Annotated in this window: 7 protein-coding genes; 6 read left to right on the top strand and 1 reads right to left on the bottom strand. The window is 41.8% G+C overall.

Annotated elements, in window-relative coordinates; translation table 11 throughout:
• Window positions 1-68 precede the first annotated feature (68 nt).
• From F565_RS0120675 to F565_RS0120650, 6 genes are all read left to right on the top strand, one after another.
• Window positions 69-2,171: a T9SS type A sorting domain-containing protein gene (locus F565_RS0120675; RefSeq protein ID WP_020215157.1), complete on the top strand. Its 2,103-nt coding sequence runs from the start codon at window positions 69-71 to the stop codon at window positions 2,169-2,171.
• A 474-nt stretch (window positions 2,172-2,645) separates the two neighbouring features.
• Window positions 2,646-6,839, top strand: a complete 4,194-nt coding sequence (locus tag F565_RS0120670) for a GEVED domain-containing protein (protein WP_169336046.1) — start codon at window positions 2,646-2,648, stop codon at window positions 6,837-6,839.
• A 136-nt stretch (window positions 6,840-6,975) separates the two neighbouring features.
• On the top strand, window positions 6,976-10,626 hold the full coding sequence (locus tag F565_RS22150; protein WP_020215155.1) for a DUF7507 domain-containing protein: 3,651 nt from the start codon (window positions 6,976-6,978) through the stop codon (window positions 10,624-10,626).
• 36 nt (window positions 10,627-10,662) lie between these two features.
• The gene (locus F565_RS22145) at window positions 10,663-14,589 is read left to right on the top strand and encodes a T9SS type B sorting domain-containing protein (RefSeq protein WP_020215154.1); all 3,927 of its coding nucleotides are present in this window, start codon (window positions 10,663-10,665) and stop codon (window positions 14,587-14,589) included.
• Window positions 14,590-14,789: 200 nt separating this feature from the next.
• Complete coding sequence (locus tag F565_RS0120655) at window positions 14,790-17,531, top strand: zinc-dependent metalloprotease (protein WP_020215153.1); 2,742 nt, start codon at window positions 14,790-14,792, stop codon at window positions 17,529-17,531.
• A gap of 204 nt (window positions 17,532-17,735) precedes the next feature.
• Window positions 17,736-18,767, top strand: a complete 1,032-nt coding sequence (locus tag F565_RS0120650) for an arabinan endo-1,5-alpha-L-arabinosidase (protein WP_231559651.1) — start codon at window positions 17,736-17,738, stop codon at window positions 18,765-18,767.
• 279 nt (window positions 18,768-19,046) lie between these two features.
• Here the strand turns inward: F565_RS0120650 and F565_RS22140 are convergent.
• The coding region (locus F565_RS22140; protein ID WP_040474129.1) for a T9SS type A sorting domain-containing protein at window positions 19,047-19,652 on the bottom strand (606 nt) is incomplete at its 5' end.

Below are 19,652 nucleotides of genomic sequence, written 5' to 3'. Positions count from 1 at the left end.
TTTTATGTTTTTAACGCAACCTTTAGTAAGTATTTACATCTGATATTAAAACCACCAATTTAATTACTATGAAAAAAAACTTACTTTACGTGTTATTCCTGTTAGTTTCAGGAATAGCAAATGCCCAGATCGTTAATATCCCTGATGTGAATTTTAAAAGTTTCTTAATTGAGGCAATTGACCTTTTTGATGGACATCCTATTGATGCAAATGGAGATGGAGAAATTCAGGTTAGCGAGGCAGAGGAGGTAAATACTCTCATTATTACAGATATTTATAATCATGCACCAATAACTAATATTCAGGGGATTGAATTTTTTACAAATGTTGAGGTACTTAATATCATGATTTCCCAAACCCCGGATATTGATCTATCAGCTCTTACAAATCTTGAATCTCTATCAATTGAAGATGAGAGATTAGTTAATCTAAACATCCAGGGATTGATAAATTTGGAAACATTTAATTTAGTGAAATCAGGAATTATATCTCTTGACCTTTCGTTGTCACAAAATCTTTCGCATATTGGAATTGCAATAGCATACAATGATGATCTTACTTCTTTAATAATTGGGAATAATACTCAATTAGAAAATATATCGGTTAATTCTACTGGGTTAGAGTCATTAGATTTGAGCGGATGTCCGAATATTGAATCTTTTAGTTTCAATTTTGGGGGCTCGCATGATGTTTTTTTAAATTTAAAAAATGGTAATATTAATTTCTCGTCATCTTTCGGGGCATCAGCCTATTTTGATAATAATCAGGGAAACAAATGTTACATATGCATCGACGAAGGTGAAGAATTTGAAAATGTTTCAGACAATGTGGTATTTGGTTCCTACTGTACCTTTAAGCCAGGAGGAGATTACAATACTATAACCGGGAGTATAAACTACGATCAATTCAATAATGGCTGTGCTTCCGGCAATTTGTCGATACCTTTAGCTGTTGTTAGAATTAATGATGGTACTACAACTGGATATTCTTATAATACCGATGGTATTTATAACTTTTTTACACAGGCGGGTACTTTTAATCTTACACCACAGTTTGAGAATGACTGGTTTACAGTAACGCCTGCTACGATAAATTTTGCGGATAACAATAATAATGAATCTATCCATAATTTCTGTGTTACATCTAACGGCATACACCACGATGTTGAGGTTGCTATAATACCTGTTTTAGGTGCAAGGCCGGGATTTGATGCAACATATAAAATTGTCTACAAAAATAAAGGCAACCAAACATTATCGGGAGATGTAGTTTTTACATATAATGATGATGTTTTAGATTATGTGTCAGCATCAGCAACACCCGCTACGGGGTCGCTAACATGGAGCTATACCGATTTGTTACCATTTGAGACAAGGGAAGTAACTGTAATTTTAAATGTGAATGGACCAATGGAAACACCGGCAGTAAACATTGGCGATGTACTTACATTTGTAGCTGCTGTAACACCTGCCACAGGCGATGAAACTACTGAGGATAATTCATTTAACTATAAGCAAGATGTTGTAGGATCTTTTGACCCTAACGATATTACCTGCCTTGAAGGTGCAACAGTAAACCCGGATAAAATAGGGGAGTATCTGCATTACAACATCAACTTCGAAAATACCGGTACCGCCGCAGCTACATTTATTGTAGTAAAGGATATTATTGATGCTGCTAAATTTGATGTAAATACATTACAAATTCTGGATGCCTCTCACGCTATGGAAACAAGGGTTACCGGCAATAAAGTTGAATTTATATTTGATGATATTAACCTTGGTGCAGCAGAGAAAGGCAATGTAACCTTTAAAATAAAAACGCTTAACACGCTTGCTGTAAACAGTGAAGTAACACAACAGGCAGACATCTTTTTTGATTATAACTGGCCAATACAAACCAACGAGGCTACAACTACTTTTGCCATATTAAGTGTAGGAAGTTTTAAACAGGATAGTTCGGTTAAGGTATATCCTAATCCGGCTAATGGTATGGTAACTATTTCACCAAAGGCAGAAATTACATGGGTGCAATTGTATGACGTTCAGGGCAGGCTGTTGCAGTCAGGATCAGGAAACACAATTGATGTTTCTAACCGCCAGGCAGGCATCTATTTTGTAAAGGTCATGACCGATAAAGGGATGAAGGTTGAGAAACTGGTAAGAAAGTAAAAGATTAAAACCAATAGTAAACCGCAATTTAACCGTTGCGGTTTTTTTTATTCCCATTCACCTGTTAAAATAAACGCTACACCTCAATTATTAATTTCAACCAGAGAGTTACCGTAATTTTGATGCAGAGTTAGTCCTCTTAATTTTATACCTGCATATTTATAATGAGTTGCATTAGCTGAGTGAGAAACTAATGCCAGTGGGGTTTACTGTTTTCATTATTATTTTTTATTAAAAAGCCACACCGCTAAAGTGTGGCTTTTACATTTAAAAATCCGTTTGTATTAAAATTTAATCCGTTTAGCCTGCCTGCTAAATAAGTTTACGAAAGATATTTGCGCTCAAATATTATTTAGACTAAATACAAATAGTGTTGAGTACAAACCATCTTATTATTTTTTTATGAACAATTATTATTCAAAATGCCTGAAGAGACTATTTTCTAAAAATAGAAATGTTCAGGCTTTAACCATTATGGCAGCAATTCTCCCGATGCTTTCATTTGCACAACAATGGGAAAACGTGGGGCCCGCAACAGGAGTTTCGGCAGGTGGCAGCAGTTTTCAAAATTTGGCCAAAGATGCCAATGGTAATCTATATATTTCTTACTATGATGTAACGGTTACAAAAGGCAGTGTACAAAAATATGACGGTACAAGCTGGTCCTACCTTGGTGGTACTGCCGGTATAACTACAGGTACAGCAACGTACAATGCTCTGGCAGTACACGATGCGCAAAATATATATTATTCTAACCAGGATGGTTACCCCAACACGGGTATGAACGTACGAAAGTTTGACGGTACCTCATGGTCCGGCTTTGCTAACCCCGAAGCAGGATCTGTAACGTACCAGGCATTAATAACAGATGCTGCCGGGATTGTTTATGCGGGTAACGGTACTGCAAACGGTACAGTAAAAAGATATGTAAATGGTGCCTGGGAGCAGGTGGGTACTACGGGTTTTGCGGCGGGTAGCGCTACATACATAGACCTACAGGCGGGTACAAATGGTAAAATATATGCATCGTTTAATAATAACGGAAATGTGCATGTGTACCAAAACGATGCCAATGCCGCTGCCACCCAGCCATGGACGGCTGTAGGCATGACAGATATTGCGCCGGCTTCGGCAAGTGAAAACTATAACTCGTCGCTGGCTATAGATGCTAATAATAACCTTTATGTTGCCTATGTATCTAACAGTGCAGGCGGACAAAAACTTAATGTAAAAAAGTTTAACGGTACAGAGTGGTTAACACTGGGCGCAGAAAATTTTTCGGCAGGCAGGGTGCAGTTTGTGAGCATAGCGGTTACTCCTGCGGGTGTACCTTATGTAGCATGCAGCATTTGGGAAGATACAAATTTTCTTAAAAACTTGGTGTATGGCTTCAATAACGAATCTTGGGTGCAGTTGGGCGGCCTTGTGTCTGCAGGAGAGGCAAGATACAACTCACTTATTGTAGATAATAACGACGACCTTGTTTTAGCTTTTGATGATTCAGAAATTGGAAAGACCGTGGTTAAGAAATTTGACATCGTTACACCAATAGCAAACTATTGCGAAATTAACTTTCCACAAGGGGCAGAGCCCGTAACTAACGTAACTTTTGCAGGTATTAATAATTCATCGTCTGATGCTATAAACAGTTCTACCCTTGCTTATGAAGATTACACAACAGTTTTTGGGCAGGTAACTGCGGGCAGCACTTATCCTATATCTGTTTCGGGTTTTAACCCTGCAAACACTATTGGCAATTTTTCTAACCACATAGTTGTTTATTTCGACTGGAACCATAACGGTTCTTTCCTTGATGCTAACGAGGTATATTACCTGGGTTACATTCAGGGTAATGCAGCAGTAAGCACAATAACAGGCAACGTTACTGTTCCTGTAGGTGCAACACCGGGTAATACAAGAATGAGGGTTATTAAAAAATATTATACTACAACAAGCGAGTCTGTAGCAAACCCATGTAATGTTACAGGGTATGGCCAGGCCGAAGACTATATTGTTAGCGTTACTGCCGAAGATGCTGTACCTGTAGAGAGCGTAGCAGTAGCAGCGTTAAACAACAGTACACCTGCAATTACAACCCTTAACGGAACGTTGCAGCTAACAAACACGGTTTTACCGGCAAACTCTAATCAAAATGTAGTATGGTCTGTAACATCAGGGTCAGATTTTGCTACACTGTCTCAAAACGGTGTGGTTACAGCTACTGCTAACGGTACTGTGGTTGTAAGGGCAACATCTGTAGAGAATGCTGCAATATTTGGCGAGATCACCATTACAATTTCTAACCAGGTTGTACCTGCTGCATGTACATTTGCAACACTTGAGCTTACGGGTTTTAACGCCGATGTTGTTGCCGAAGGTATGGGAGGAAATACAGATACTAAAACATCGGCCATTGTAGATGCTGCCAATGTATTTTATGCACAGGATTTTGTACCGTCTAACCCACACAGTTCTGCAGCAAGTGCAGCAGCTTTTGGCGGCGGGCTTCCGGTAAACGGAATGTTAACCAGCGTGGCTACACAAGGGCTTACTTATCAGTTTAATGATTATACTGTAAACAATGCCTTAGTATTGCGCAACAACCTTGTTAACACAGGTACACTTACACTTGTTACTCCTAAAAAGGCAAACACAATATATGTTGCCGCTATAACTGCGGAAGGAAATAACACTGTAACTGCAGTTGTAAATTTTGATGATGCTACATCTCAAACTTTCACTATCCAGGCTACCGACTGGTGGCAGACAAGCACATTAACTAATAAAGTAATAAGCGGTTTAGGCAGGGTATCAAGAGGTGCAAACTGGGCTCCGTTAAATCAGTTTGACGGATTGACCCAAACAGGTATTTACCAAAACGAACTTGCGCTTGATGCTGCAAACCACAATAAGCTTATAAGCTCTGTAACATTTACACAAACGCCGCCATCAGGCAACGCTACAACTACTGCGGTTTTAGCAATTAGTATATGCGAAACTCCTGCAACGGTTGCTTACGGGCCTGTTACTGTAACATCGGGCTTTAACCACGATATTATAGCAAATGGAGAAGGTAATGCATCACAATCTACAACGGTAGGGTTTGATGAGGCTAACACAAGGGCATTAGTGTCTTTAGATTTTCAGGCTGCCGCAGGAAACACTGCACCAGCTTATGGCCTTCCGGTAAACGGAACAATAAACAGTGCTGCAACAACAGGGGTAACTTTTCAACTGGCAAACTACACTGGGCCAAACGCATTGTTCTTAACGCCAACCCATGTAGGTAATAGTAATACTAACAGTGGTACACTTGCATTTTCTGCATCAAATGTTGGTAAACTTTATGTGCTTACGGCTGCGGCAAGTGGCGGGTCTAATAGCCTTACTTTTAATGCAACGGTTAACTTTAACGATGGCACATCTCAGGCTATTAATAACGTAGCAGTGTCCGACTGGTATGGAGGATCTAACTATGCCATAATGGGAATAGGCAGGGTAAATACAGCTAACAACAACCTTGAAGGCAATAGTACAGATCCAAAATTATACGAAGTAGCTTTGAATATCGATGCTGCAAACCAGACTAAAACCATAACTGGCGTAAACTTTAGTTTTGCAGGCGATGCAAATGCGGAATATGCTTCTCAAATAAGGATGTCGGTACTGGCTATAAGCACAGCAGCACCGTCTGTAGAGGATAACGAACTAACCGTTTTAATAAGGAATAATGCACCCGCAGTAATAACTACTAATCAGGGAGTATTAGAGTTGTATGCTAATTATGACGGAGACGATTTGTACTCTGGATTAGTATGGTCTATGGAGCCGGAAAACCTTGCAACTATAGATATGTATGGCAAACTTACAGCAGTTACAAATGGTACAGTTACCGTTAGGGCTACAATAGAATCTGACCCTACAGTTTGGGGAGAATTAGATATTGTAATCTCCGGTCAGGCAGAAGGTTACTGTGAATCGTATTTTGTTAACGGCTGTAATGAAAATGCTTCTGTAACATCTGTTGCAACAACAGGAGCAACTATCCAGTTGTCAAACCTTAATTCGGGTTGTTCTAACGATAATTCACTTACAGGTTACGGCGATTTTACAGCGCAGTTTGTTACAGCACCAAGAAATGGCAACGTAGAATTTACTGTCAACTTTTCGAGTAATACCGTTTACCTTTCTGCATGGATAGACTGGAACCAGGACTTTATATTCTCTGATTCAGAAAAGGTATATTTTTCATCAGATGCCGAAGCGCTTTCTGCTGTTGCCTTTACCGTTAATGTTCCTGCCGATGCTGTTTTAGGTGCCACAAGAATCCGTTTAAAAGGAGTAAATGGCTGGGAAGGTTCGGGAGCCTGCGGGTACAACTCATTTGGTGAAGTAGAAGATTATACTTTTAATGTTGAGGAAAGCCTTGGCGTAGATGGTGTAACTATAAACAACTATAAAATTTTCCCTAACCCTACATCTGGTTTTGCCACAATACAAACAACAGAGCAGGTTAAAGAGGTAGCGGTTTATAACATGATAGGCCAGCAGGTATCTAAAAGCATTACTAACGAAATTAACCTTTCGGCAGTAGAGCAGGGCGTTTACATGGTACACATTTTATTTGAAAACGGTACCGTAGCCACACAAAAAATGATTAAAAAATAAAGATAATCCTCTTTATACATATAGGCTAAAAGCTAAACCTCACAGGTGCATTTGTACCTGTGGGGTTTATCCCTTAAATAGACAATCGCCCCAAAAAGGTTTAATCAGCTAAAATCAGGGCAAACCACAACACACAATGAAAAAATTCGCAGTACTCTTATTTACCATTTCTGCCCTTTTATTTTCTATAACTACAAAAGCACAGTATACCACACAACACCACATAGCACCGTCGCCGTGGCAGTACTGGAGCAGTGCTAACGAAATTGTAATAACTACACTATCTCCCGGGATTGTTAATGCAACCATACTAAAAAGTGACGGTACCGAGATTATTACCCTTGCCTTAACAGCAGATTTGCCCGCCGTATACCGGTTTGAAGGGGTGCCTATACAAACACCGCGAAACAACCTTAACGTACTTTACAACGACAGGGGCTTACGGGTAAACAGCGATGCGCCCATTGCCGTAAACGTAAGGAACATTGCCAGCGATGATGCCAGTACCGCTACAGATGATGCCGGTAACTTTATAAAAGGAAATGCATCTTTGGTAAGCTTTGGCGATCAGGGTAAAGGAACTTCTTTCAGGCTGGGGTATTATCGTAGTAATTACACAGGCTTATCGGGCAATGCACCGGTATTTTCTGTAATGGCTACACAAAATAATACGGTAGTGCAGCTAAACAATGCTGTACTTGTAACACTAAACGAGGGCCAGAGTTATTTATTTAATGCACCTATGGGGTCGTTATTATCATCAGATAAACCTGTTGTTGCAAATGCAGGGGCATATTCTGATGCGCCCGGCTCCTGTGCCGATGGCGTGGGTACGCAAATAATACCAACACAGTCTTTAGGCAGAAACTACGTTATTATACGCGGTAACGGTACTGTGGGTACATTGCCCGTATACCCTGAGCAAAGTACCATTATAGCCACACAGCCCAACACTGTTGTAGAAATTAGCAACTATACCGCACAGGGCACACTGATAAGCACCAGTACACAAACTATTGCAGCGGCAGGCGGGTCGTACACGTTTCATCATGGCGATGCACGAACGCAGTATTCCTCGTCTTTTGTAGCGTCCGATAAGCCTGTAATTATTTACTCGGGCTCAGCTGATACCTGCGAGGTAGACATGTCGGCCGTTATCCCGGTGGGCGATTGTACAGGGTCTAACGATGTAATTACACGAAAATTTACCGCTTATAACGGTAACGACCTTGATGCCTTTGGCTACATTATAATGGCAAGTGCCACAGAGCCTGTTCTGTTTAACGGTGCCGATCTTGAAGCCCTTACAGGAAATACAAGAACAGCCATAGGAACATCGGGTTACTATCTGCTTACATTTACAAATACACAGGTGGGTGATCCTGAAAATTACCACATTACATCGGCTGCAAAAATGACGGTAAGTTTTGTGCAGTCCGGTAACGGTTTCAGCATGTCGGGCTTTTTCTCGGCTTTTAATGCCACGGTAACCACCCCCGAAATTCAATCAGCACAGGATTGCCAAACGGTAATAACCACAGCACCCGGGTTAGCGCCTTACCAGTGGTACCTTGACGGAAACCTTATTGCCGGAGCAACAGGGCAAAGCCATACCGTGCTTAATTCAGGAAATTATACAGTAACAGGCACGCAGGACTGTGGTACAACAAGCCAGTCGTCGCCATTGTTTGTGCAGGTGTGCAGCGACCTTAGCGTAACAAAGGTTATAGATAACAGCGTGAATAACGGCTTTATAACATTTACCATAACAGGAACCAATTTAGGTGCATTTCAGGATACAGGGGTAAAAGTTACCGATGTACTTCCGGCGGGTTACACCTTTGTTTCGGCAACGGCAAGTACAGGTACGTATAATAACAGGACCGGTATTTGGGATATTGGTACACTAAACGTAAGCCAGGAAGTAACCTTACAGGTTGTTGCAACGCTAAACGGCACAGGCAATATTACTAATATAGCAACCATTGCAGGGGCAAATCTTGATATTAACCAGCTTAACAATACTGCACAGGTTGCCCCTAACTGGGCCATGACCTTTACAAAAGCACCTCAGCAGCCGGTATACAGCAATACGGGCGATGTTATAGTGTATAACCTTGTGCTTACAAATACAGGTAACGTAGCTATTTATAATGTTAATATAGCCGATGCTAATGCAGATGCCGGCTCTGTAACGCCATCATTTATTAATGCCCTTGCGGTAGGGCAGAGCGTAACACTCACAGCCAGCCATACGGTAACAGCCGCCGATGTTTTAGCAGGCCGGGTGGTAAACCAGGCAACGGCAGTAGGGGAGAGTTTTCCCGACGTATTCATAAGGGCAAATTCAGATGACCCATCTACAGCGCCGCTTAATGATGTCACGATTACCCCAATAGTTTCGCAAGCCGATCTTGTTACGGTAAAGACCGATAACCAGGATTTTTATACGGCGGGCACTAATGTGGTTTACACCATAACAGTAACTAACAACGGTCCTGCTAATGCAGTTAATGTTAATGTTCAGGACGCGCTTCCGCAGGGAATAACGGTTATGAACTGGACAAGCAGTTTAGGTGCTTCGGGTACCGGTGAACTGTCACAAATTATTCCGGTACTTTTAAACGGTGCCTCAATAACCTATACGGTAACCATTGCAGTACCGCAAAATTATACAGGCAACCTTACCAACACCGCAGTTGTAACCAGCGATACTTTTGATCCTGATACCACCTGCACACAATGTACCGATACAGATCAGCAATACATCCCTAAAGCAAACCTTGTTACTGTAAAGACCGATAATCAGGATTTTTATGTTGCAGGGAATGATGTGTCATACAGTATTACAGTAACTAATAACGGACCCGATTCCGCAGCTAATGTAAGGGTACAGGATGCACTTCCGCAGGGAATAACGGTAATGAACTGGACAAACAGTTTAGGTGCTTCGGGTACGGGAGCACTTTCAGATGTTATACCAACGCTTGCAAATGGTACGGCAGTGACTTATATAGTAACCATTGCAGTTCCTGAAAGTTATACAGGCAACCTCACTAATACAGCTGTTGTTACCAGTGATACTTTAGATCCTGATACTACCTGTACACAATGTACCGATACAGACCGGCAATATATTTTTACAGCCGACCTTGTTACCGTAAAGACTGATAATAAGGATTATTATGTGGCAGGGAGTAATGTTGTTTATACTATAACAGTAACCAATAATGGTCCGGACGATGCCGAAAATGTTACGGTACAGGATAACCTTCCGCAGGGTATTATGGTAATGAACTGGACAAGCAGTTTAGGTACATCCGGCACGGGAGCCCTTTTAGAAACTACGCCGCTATTGGCAAATGGCGCATCGCTAACGTATACGGTAACTATTGCGGTTCCTAATAATTTTACGGGCAACCTTACTAATACCGCCGTAGTAACAAGTACTACTTTAGACCCTGATACATCCTGCACTGAATGTACAGATGTTGATGAAAAATGTGTATCTCCAAACCCTGATTGTGATGAATATGTTATTCCGAGGGGTATCTCTCCCGATAACGATACTAAAAATGATGTATTCGATCTTAGCAAGCTTCCGCCAATAGCAAAACTGCAAATATTTAACCGCTACGGGCTATGTGTTTATGAACGCAATAATTATGTTAAGGAATGGGACGGAAGAGCCGATGACGGTAACGAACTGCCAACAGGTACTTATTTTTATGTAATTCATTTTAAAGAAAAAAGTCCCGAAACAGGCTGGGTTTATATAAGCCGATAATTTATCAGTCTGCATTTTTTACTACAATATCTACTAATGAAAAATTTTATTTCCCTTTTATTTGTTCTGTTTTTAAGTTTTACGGCTTCGGCACAGTATGCAACAAACCACTATATAGCCCCGTCGCCGTGGCAATACTGGAGCGATGCTAACGAGGTTGTTATTAGTACAACTTCGGCAGGTACCGTTAGCGTAACCCTTAAAAAGAGTAACGGAACGGTTATAACAACGCTTAGTGTTACGGCAGCAAACCCGGTATCTTACAGGTTTGTGGGTAATCCGGTAAATGTTCCTGCAAACACCCTTAACACCATAACGTCTGACAGGGGCCTTATTGTAGAGGCCTCTGCCCCCGTGTTGGTAAACCTGCGCAACATAGCATCTGACGCTCCGGGTACAAATACATCAAACATAAAAGGAAATGCATCGTTAGTAAGTTTTGGTAATGAGGGAATTGGGCTTGCCTTTAGGCTGGGCTATTACCGCAGCAGTTATACAGGTATTTCCAGCGGTGCACCGGTTTACTCTGTAATGGCAATAGAGAACGGTACCATAGTAAGGCTTAACGGCACTGTAATGGCAATTTTAAATGCAGGGCAAAGCCGCCTTTTTACAGCAGCTATGGGTTCACTATTAACATCAGATAAACCGGTTGTTGCCAATACAGGCACTTATGGCGATACCCCGCAGTCCTGCAACGGTAACGGAGAAGATGCCACTGTAGACCAAATAGCCCCCGTTAACAAGCTGGGTATGCAGTACATGCTGGTTAGGGGTAACGGTACACCCGGAACAGATGCCAATAACCCGGAGCAAAGTACCATTATAGCATCTGAAGATAATACAAGCATAACCATAATTAATTATGATGCCGATGGTAACGAGATTAACACATCTACACAGGTGCTTGCAACTGCCGGTAGTTATATAACTATTCATCATGGCGATGCGCAAACCATGTACTCATCTACATTTGTAAATGCCTTAAAGCCTGTTGTGGTATATTCGGCTACGGCAGTTAACTGCGAGACCGATGTTTCTACCGTATTGCCTATTGGTGGTTGTGCCGGTTCTACAAACATTATTACCCGTAAATTTATCAGTTACAACAGTACCGACCTTCCTTACTTTGGCTATACCATTTTAGAAAGTGCCACAGAGCCGGTTTTTATTAACGGGTTAAATTTAGAAACCGTTACCGGAGTTTCCAGAACGCCTATAGGCAGTACCGGTTTTTATATGCTGCGCTTTACCGATCTTGATATTGGCAGCCCAACGGTTATTGGTATAACATCTAACGCACGTTTAACAACAAGCATCATACAGCAGGGCGACGGTTTTTCTATGTCGGGATTTTTCTCCGCTTTCAGCGATACCCCTGAGCCTCCTGCCGAAGTAACATCATCAGATACTTGTACCGTAACACTATCAACAACTATAGGGCTTGCTCCCTACCAATGGTATCTTGAAGGGGTTGCCATTGCGGGAGCAGATGCCCCAACTTACGTAGCCACACAAACCGGTAACTATACCGTGGTTGCAAGCAGGGATTGTGGCATAACAGCGCCATCGGCTCCTGTGTTTATTACTGTAAACCCTTGCAGCGACTTAAAGGTTGAAAAATCCGTAATCTCTATAACCGGTAATCAGGCCGTTTTTCAAATTACAGCATCAAACGTTGGGTCGGTTAACGATACTAATGTACAGGTTTCAGACTTACTGCCGTCGGGCTACCAGTTTGTTTCGGCAACAACATCGGCAGGTACTTATACCGCTGCCACAGGAGTATGGGCAATAGGCAATTTAAATGCCACAACTTCGCAAACCTTAACGGTTACTGCAACAATTAATGCAACGGGTAATTTTGTAAATATAGCTGCCATAACAGGCACTAATACAGATACCAATACGGCAAATAATACGGCGCAGGCAACAGCGCAAATCACTAATTTTACACTATCAAAAAGGCCGGAGTACGACCAGTATTATAATGTAGGCGATGTAATAAGATATAACCTTCAGTTCTTTAATGTTGGGCAAACAACACTTACTAACATTGTTGTAAGCGATACAAATGCCGATGCAGGAAGTATTAGCCCTGCAACCATAGCATCTGTAGCTTCGGGAGAAGTTGTAAATATTACAGCATTGCACACAATTACTATGCAGGATGCGCTGGCAGGAAGGGTTGTTAACCAGGCATTTGTTTCTGTTCAAAATGATCTGGGTGCTACGTTAACCGCAGTATCTGATGATACACATACCCCAACAATAAACGATGCTACCATAACCCCAATTATTTTTGCCGCCGACCTCTTAGTGGTAAAAACAAATAACCAAACAGTTTATGTACCGGGAACAAATACGGTATATACTATTTCTGTTACTAATAATGGGCCGGGTACTGCCACAAACGTATCGGTAAGCGACCCGCTTCCGGCAGGAATAACAACAATGTCCTGGTCGGGCAATGGTGCTACAGGCACAGGCAGCCTTAACAATGTTGTAGCAAGTATTGCAGTAGGGGCTACAGTAACATATCAGGTTACGGTTGCTGTTCCGCAAAGCTTTACAGGAAATTTAATAAATACAGTTGCTGTTACAGGCAACCAGCCAGACCCGGATCCTGTATGTACCCAATGTACCGATATTGATACCGAATGTGCCTTGCAAATTACTGCACCCACACCTTTAAGCGAATGTGACGATACTGTACCAGACGGTTTTAAAATATTAAACCTTACCGGTAAAACGGCAGAGATCATTGGTCAGAATACCGGTCTTACGGTAAGTTATTACCTTAATAATACCAACCTTGCCAACGGTACTGCAATTGCTACGCCAGATAATTTCAGGAATACAATTGCCTACACGCAAACCATAATTGCCGAAGTTACCGATGCCGGAGGATGCAAAACTTACGTAAACCTGCAAATAGAGATAGCTAAAAGCCCGGAGCCGGTATTAATTCTTCAAAAAACAATATGCCAGGACAATAGCAATTTATATAACCTAACTGTTTATGAACAGGAAATTTTAAATGGTGAAACAGGTACACGCATAACAGGTTATTTTACAAGCGATACTAATGCGGAAAATAATGTAAATGCTTTACAAAACCCTGCAGGCTTTACCCTTATGCCCAACCTGCAAACTATTTTTATAAGGGTAGAAAATACCACGGGATGTTTTACAATTGCCAAATTACAACTTACCATACTCCCTGCAATGGCGGTAAACCTTCAGGGCAAATATACTATTTGTTATGATGCTAATGGTAACATACTTTCTCCGGCGGTGATAGACACAGGGCTTTCGGCTGCTTTATATACGTTTAAATGGTACAGGAACGGACAATTGCTTAACAACACGGATCCTGCTATATCGGTAAGTCAGACGGGCAATTATACTGTTGAGGTTAGTAATGCTTCCGGCTGCCCTCCGGGAACGGCAACCACTGTTGTCTCTCTTTCTAACGGGCCGGAAAATTTTACAGCGCAGGTAGTTACAGGGTACTTTTCTAACAACGCGACCATTTTTGCACAGGCCACAGGAGGCAGTAACCTTGTATACTGGATGGATAATGGCCCGGAGCAGCAAAGTAATTATTTTTATAATGTAGAGCGGGGAACGCACCTTGTACACGTAAAAGATGCCGGCGGTTGTGGTGCAGTATATACAGTGCAGGTTGTAGTTATAGATTATCCAAAATATTTTACACCTAATGGCGACAGTACTAATGAGTACTGGAACATTCGCGACCTTAGGAACCAGCCCAATGCCATGATCTATATTTTTGACAGGTATGGTAAATTGATAACTTCTGTAAAACCATCGGGAACAGGATGGGATGGCACGCTTAACGGCCACCCGTTACCGGCTACAGATTATTGGTTCACATTGTTTTACAGGGAAGGAGCAACAGACAAAGAGTTTAATGCGCATTTTTCATTAATACGGTAAGTTAGTAAGGGCGGTACATTTTGTATCGCCTTTATATTTGGGTTTTAGATCCGGGTTATTAAATAAGGAATACCACTTAAAAATAATGTAGTAGCCTTATAATAAATGTTCAGAATAGTTCAGTTTTATGGCTTGTTCAGAAAGCATATTCTTATGCTTTAACGGTTTAGTGTGCGTTTTTGTAGGTAAACGCCAGTTAAATGCAGGTTAACAAAACGGCATTGCGTGATATCTTTACCGCCTTACCTAAACTGAATACTATAATGAAAAAACATTTCCTTTTATGCATTACTGCTGTACTTAGCCTTACAGCCGGTTATGCCCAGTCTGTAAAAAGCTGGACCCCCGTTAATGCAGATAAAGCTGCCACCATGGGAGAGATAAAACAAACTTTTGCCATTGCAAAAAGCAATGTTAGTTTTGTTACTATCAATACCGATGAGCTAAAAACGATACTTGCCACAGCTCCGCAAAAAAACTCCGGGGGTAAGGGTATAGTAATTACGCTGCCTAATATAAATGGCGTTGCAGAACATTTTGTTGTGCTGGAAGCCTCAAACTTTTCTTCGGTATTGCAGGCACAATTTCCTTATATACGCTCTTATGTGGGTAATGGAGTAGAAGACCCTACAGCGCATTTAAGGATAAGTATATCGCCAAAAGGCATACAAACAATGGTGCTAAGGGCAGATAAACAAACAGAATTTATAGAGCCATACACTGCTAATGGCGAGGTATATGCCGTATTTAACTCTGGTGCAACACGTGCCAAAGGGCAACTGCCATTTAATTGTACAACTGCAGACGACCGCAGTGTACAAAGAGCCGCAGCGCAGGCAAACAGGGCAGCACTATCAGAATCGCTTACGTTTAAAACATTAAGGCTTGCACTTTCATGTACGGGAGAATATACTGTATATCATGGCCGTACGGTGGCAGGAGCCCTTGCCGCTATGAATGCTACCATGAGCCGTGTTAATGGCGTTTATGAAGTAGATTTTGCTGTAAACCTTATACTTATAGATGATGAAGCCAGCCTAATTTACACAAGCGCATCTACCGATCCTTACTCTAACGCCAGCAGTATGGACAACTGGAACAGCGAGCTACAGGCTAATCTTACGGCTACTGTAGGAGAAGGTGCTTATGATATAGGCCACCTTTTTGGCGCTACAGGCGGCGGCGGTAACGCAGGCTGTGTAGGCTGTGTGTGCGAAGACGGTGCAAAGGGCAGCGGTATAACATCTCCCTCTAACGGTGTACCCGAAGGTGATACTTTTGATATAGACTATGTAGCCCATGAAATGGGCCACCAGCTTGGTGCAAACCATACTTTCTCTTTTGAATATGAGCAGAGCGGTGTGCAAACAGAGCCGGGTAGCGGCAGCAGTATTATGGGCTATGCCGGTATAACCGATGCTTATGACGTACAGGCGCATTCTGACGATTACTTTACGTATGCAAGTGTACACCAGGTACAGCTTAACCTTGCCGATAAAACATGTCCTGTAGATTCACCTCTTAATAACGCTGCTATTGTTGTAAATGCAGGATCTAATTACAGTATACCTAAAGGTACGGCGTTTGTGCTAAAAGCAGTGGGCGCAGAGGTTAACCCTGCAGGTGTAACATACACCTGGGAACAAAATGACAGTGCAAGCAATGCTTCATCCGGCGATAGCAGTTTTGCATTGCCTACTAAAACGTCGGGTCCTTTATTTCGTTCTGTAGCTCCCGGTACATCTACAACCAGGTATTTTCCTGCTTTTAGCAGCGTAGTAGCAAATTCTCTTACTACTACATGGGAAACCGTTCCTAATGTAGCCAGAACGCTTCACTTTACACTTACCGGCAGGGATAATATAGCTGCGGGAGGACAGACCAAAACCGACGATGTAAATATTATTGTTAAAAGCGCAGCGGGGCCTTTTATTGTAACTTCTCAAAACAGCGAAACAGAGTCGTGGACGGCAGGAAGCCAGCAAACCATAACCTGGAATGTAGCCGGTACTACAGCAAACAACATTAATGTTGCCAATGTAAGCATACTGTTATCTACAGATGGCGGACTTACTTTTCCTACCGTGCTTGCGGCAACAACCGCGAACGATGGCAGCGAGATTATAAATGTTCCGGCAGGGGCAGACGGTGTTCACTGTCGTGTAATGGTACAGGCAATAGATAATATTTTCTATGCCCTTAATCAAAAAGAATTTGCCATTGGCTATTCTGTTATTAACGATTGTACTACCTATACAAACAGTACAGGCCTTAGCATACCAGATGGTGCTTCGTCATTTACATCGCAAACATTAGCCATTTCTGCGCCCGGTGTAACGGTATCAAGTGTTAAAGTACAGGTAGATGTTACACACACCTATCTTAGCGATTTAACTATTAATGTTGTAAACCCTGCGGGAACTACCGTAAACTTATGGAACCAGCAGTGCAGCAATAACGAAAATTTTAATATTACGTTTAGCAACGGTAGTGGCTCTGTGGTATGTGCAAGCCCTACAACAGGTACATACGCGCCTCAGGGAGATCTTTCTGCCTATGCCGGGGTTACTGCAAATGGTAACTGGAGGTTAAGGGTAAAAGATTCTCAAAGCCAGGATACAGGTGCTTTAAATTCGTGGTCGGTTATCGTGTGTACACAAACGGCTACGGCATTGGGCACAGAGAGCTTCGGGCTTAAAGATTTTGCTATTTTCCCTAACCCAAATACCGGTGCCTTTACGGTACAGTTTAATTCTGACTCGCAAAACAAGATAAATATCCTTGTAAATGATATAAGCGGCAGGGTAGTATATAATAGTAATTATGCAAATTCAGGAATTTTTTCGGGTATTGTAAACCTGCAAAATGTACAGCAGGGTGTTTACCTTGTTACCGTTCAGGATGGCAACCGTAAAGAAACCCGCAAAATTGTAATTAAATAATACTTTGCAATAACGATAAATTACCTAAAAACAGCATGTATTCCTGATTCTAAATGTTGTGCTTTCAGGAAATTCATCCTCTATAAAAGCTCCGGTTATCGCCGGGGCTTTTTTGTTTTTATAATATGTGTAAATTCTACACTAATTTTTTATCGATAGTAAAAAATAAATACTAATTTTAGTTAATACTATAAAAACATATTTATGATAAAAACACTACTTGCATGCTGCATGATAACCATTAGCGGTATTGCCACTGCCCAGGATGTACCACCCATACAGGAACAGGACGCAACGTTACCCTTTAATTCTAAAAATCCGGGAGTGCACGACCCCGTAATGGCAAAAGAGGGCGATACGTATTACGTTTTTGGTACGGGTAAAGGCATCAGCACCATGTACTCTAAAGATTTAAAGAACTGGGCGCAGGGCAAACCTGTTTTCGACAAATTGCCGGCATGGACAAAAGAGGCCCTGCCCACATTTAATGGAGATATATGGGCACCCGATATTATTTTCTACAAAGGCAATTACCATATATTTTATGCCTGTAATGCTACTCCCGGCAAGCCAGACGCTGCAATTGGCCATGCATCTACGCCCACACTTAACCCTGCCAGCCCTAAATTTAAATGGACAGATCACGGCAAAATAGTGCAATCGGTTTTAAACCGTGACCTTTGGCAGGCAATAGACCCTAATATTATAGTAGACGAAAAGGGCACGCCATGGTTTATTTTCGGGTCGTTTTGGGATGGTATAAAAGCCGTGAAAATGACCAGTGATATGATGAAATTAAAATGGCCCGAAGAGTGGCATACTATCGCCCGCCGCCCAAGCACTCAGAAACTGTATAATTACGGGCTCGAAGACAGCCAGATAGAAGGGGCCTTTGTGTATAAGCATGGCGATTATTATTACCTGTTTGCTTCTTTCGATATGTGCTGCCGCGGTGTTAACAGTAACTATCATGTGGTGGTGGGCAGGTCAAAATCTGTAACAGGGCCTTACCTTGACAAAGCAGGTTTTTCTATGATGGACGGAAACGGTACCGATTTTGCCGTTGGCGATGGTAAAAAGTGGGCCGCACTGGGACATAACTCTGTATATAATGTAGACGGAAAAGACCTCTTTGTTGCCCACGGTTATTCTATACCCGATAAAGGTGCCTCTAAACTTATAGTAACCGAACTTAAATGGGATGCAAACGGCTGGCCCATTATAGAACTTAAATAGTGTAATAATTATTAATGCAAAACCCCATAGCTTACTTATAGTTATGGGGTTTTTGCTTTGTTATTTTGGGCGTGCCGCTTCATTGCGTTACGAGTCGGGCTTTCGCTGCAAATCCTCGCACCGGCTTCGTACCTCAACCGTTACTGTGGGCTTTCGCTCTATCCCTCACGCAAACACTTCCCTTTTAAAGGTATGTAGCTAATGACTAAAACCTATCTGTATTTCTATAAACAAAAAGAGCTGCCCGTGGGCAGCTTTTTTGCAAAAAATATTTAATTGTTATTTTTTAAGGATCTTAAGTTCCTTAACAGCATTACCGGTTGTAACCCTTACCGTATAACTTGCAGCCTGTAGGGTAGACATATTAAGCTTACCGCTTGTTTTGTTCCACTGTACATTGAGTACAAGTTTACCGTGAAGGTCATACACCTCAATGTTAGAAATAAGGTTAGACGATTCTATCGTTAACTCAGTATCAACCGGGTTAGGGTAAAATTTAAATACATCTTTAGTAACCGGTTTCACACCTAATACCACGCTAATAGTCACAGCAAGTGTTTCCTGGCTTGTACAGCCGTTTACAGTTTGTGTAGCATAATATGTTGCGCCATTAGTAAGTACGGTTCCCGCAGTAAGAGGTGTGCCAGACACAACATTTTCCTGTGATGCATACCATACAATATTCTCACCTGTTAAAGTAACAATATCTTCTATTGTAGCATCTTCGGCAGCGGTTACACTAACCGTTTGTGTAGCTTCAGCTGTTGGAGCCGGAGTAGTGTTAATAGTAACACTTACTGCAACCCTTGTACTCTCACAAGTATTAACCGTTTGAGATACATAATATGTACCTGTTGCTAATAATTCGGTAGCAGCTAAAGCTGT

This window comes from Flavobacterium rivuli WB 3.3-2 = DSM 21788 (genome assembly GCF_000378485.1).
GTDB lineage: Bacteria > Bacteroidota > Bacteroidia > Flavobacteriales > Flavobacteriaceae > Flavobacterium > Flavobacterium rivuli.
The sequence above is the reverse complement of the archived record's forward strand: the minus strand, read 5'-3'. Positions and strand labels throughout refer to the sequence as shown.

Coding starts and splice junctions, on each gene's coding strand:
- F565_RS0120675 (WP_020215157.1), top strand. CDS start 69: ATGAAAAAAAACTTACTTTACGTGTTATTCCTGTTAGTTTCAGGAATA.
- F565_RS0120670 (WP_169336046.1), top strand. CDS start 2,646: ATGGCAGCAATTCTCCCGATGCTTTCATTTGCACAACAATGGGAAAAC.
- F565_RS22150 (WP_020215155.1), top strand. CDS start 6,976: ATGAAAAAATTCGCAGTACTCTTATTTACCATTTCTGCCCTTTTATTT.
- F565_RS22145 (WP_020215154.1), top strand. CDS start 10,663: ATGAAAAATTTTATTTCCCTTTTATTTGTTCTGTTTTTAAGTTTTACG.
- F565_RS0120655 (WP_020215153.1), top strand. CDS start 14,790: ATGCAGGTTAACAAAACGGCATTGCGTGATATCTTTACCGCCTTACCT.
- F565_RS0120650 (WP_231559651.1), top strand. CDS start 17,736: ATGATAAAAACACTACTTGCATGCTGCATGATAACCATTAGCGGTATT.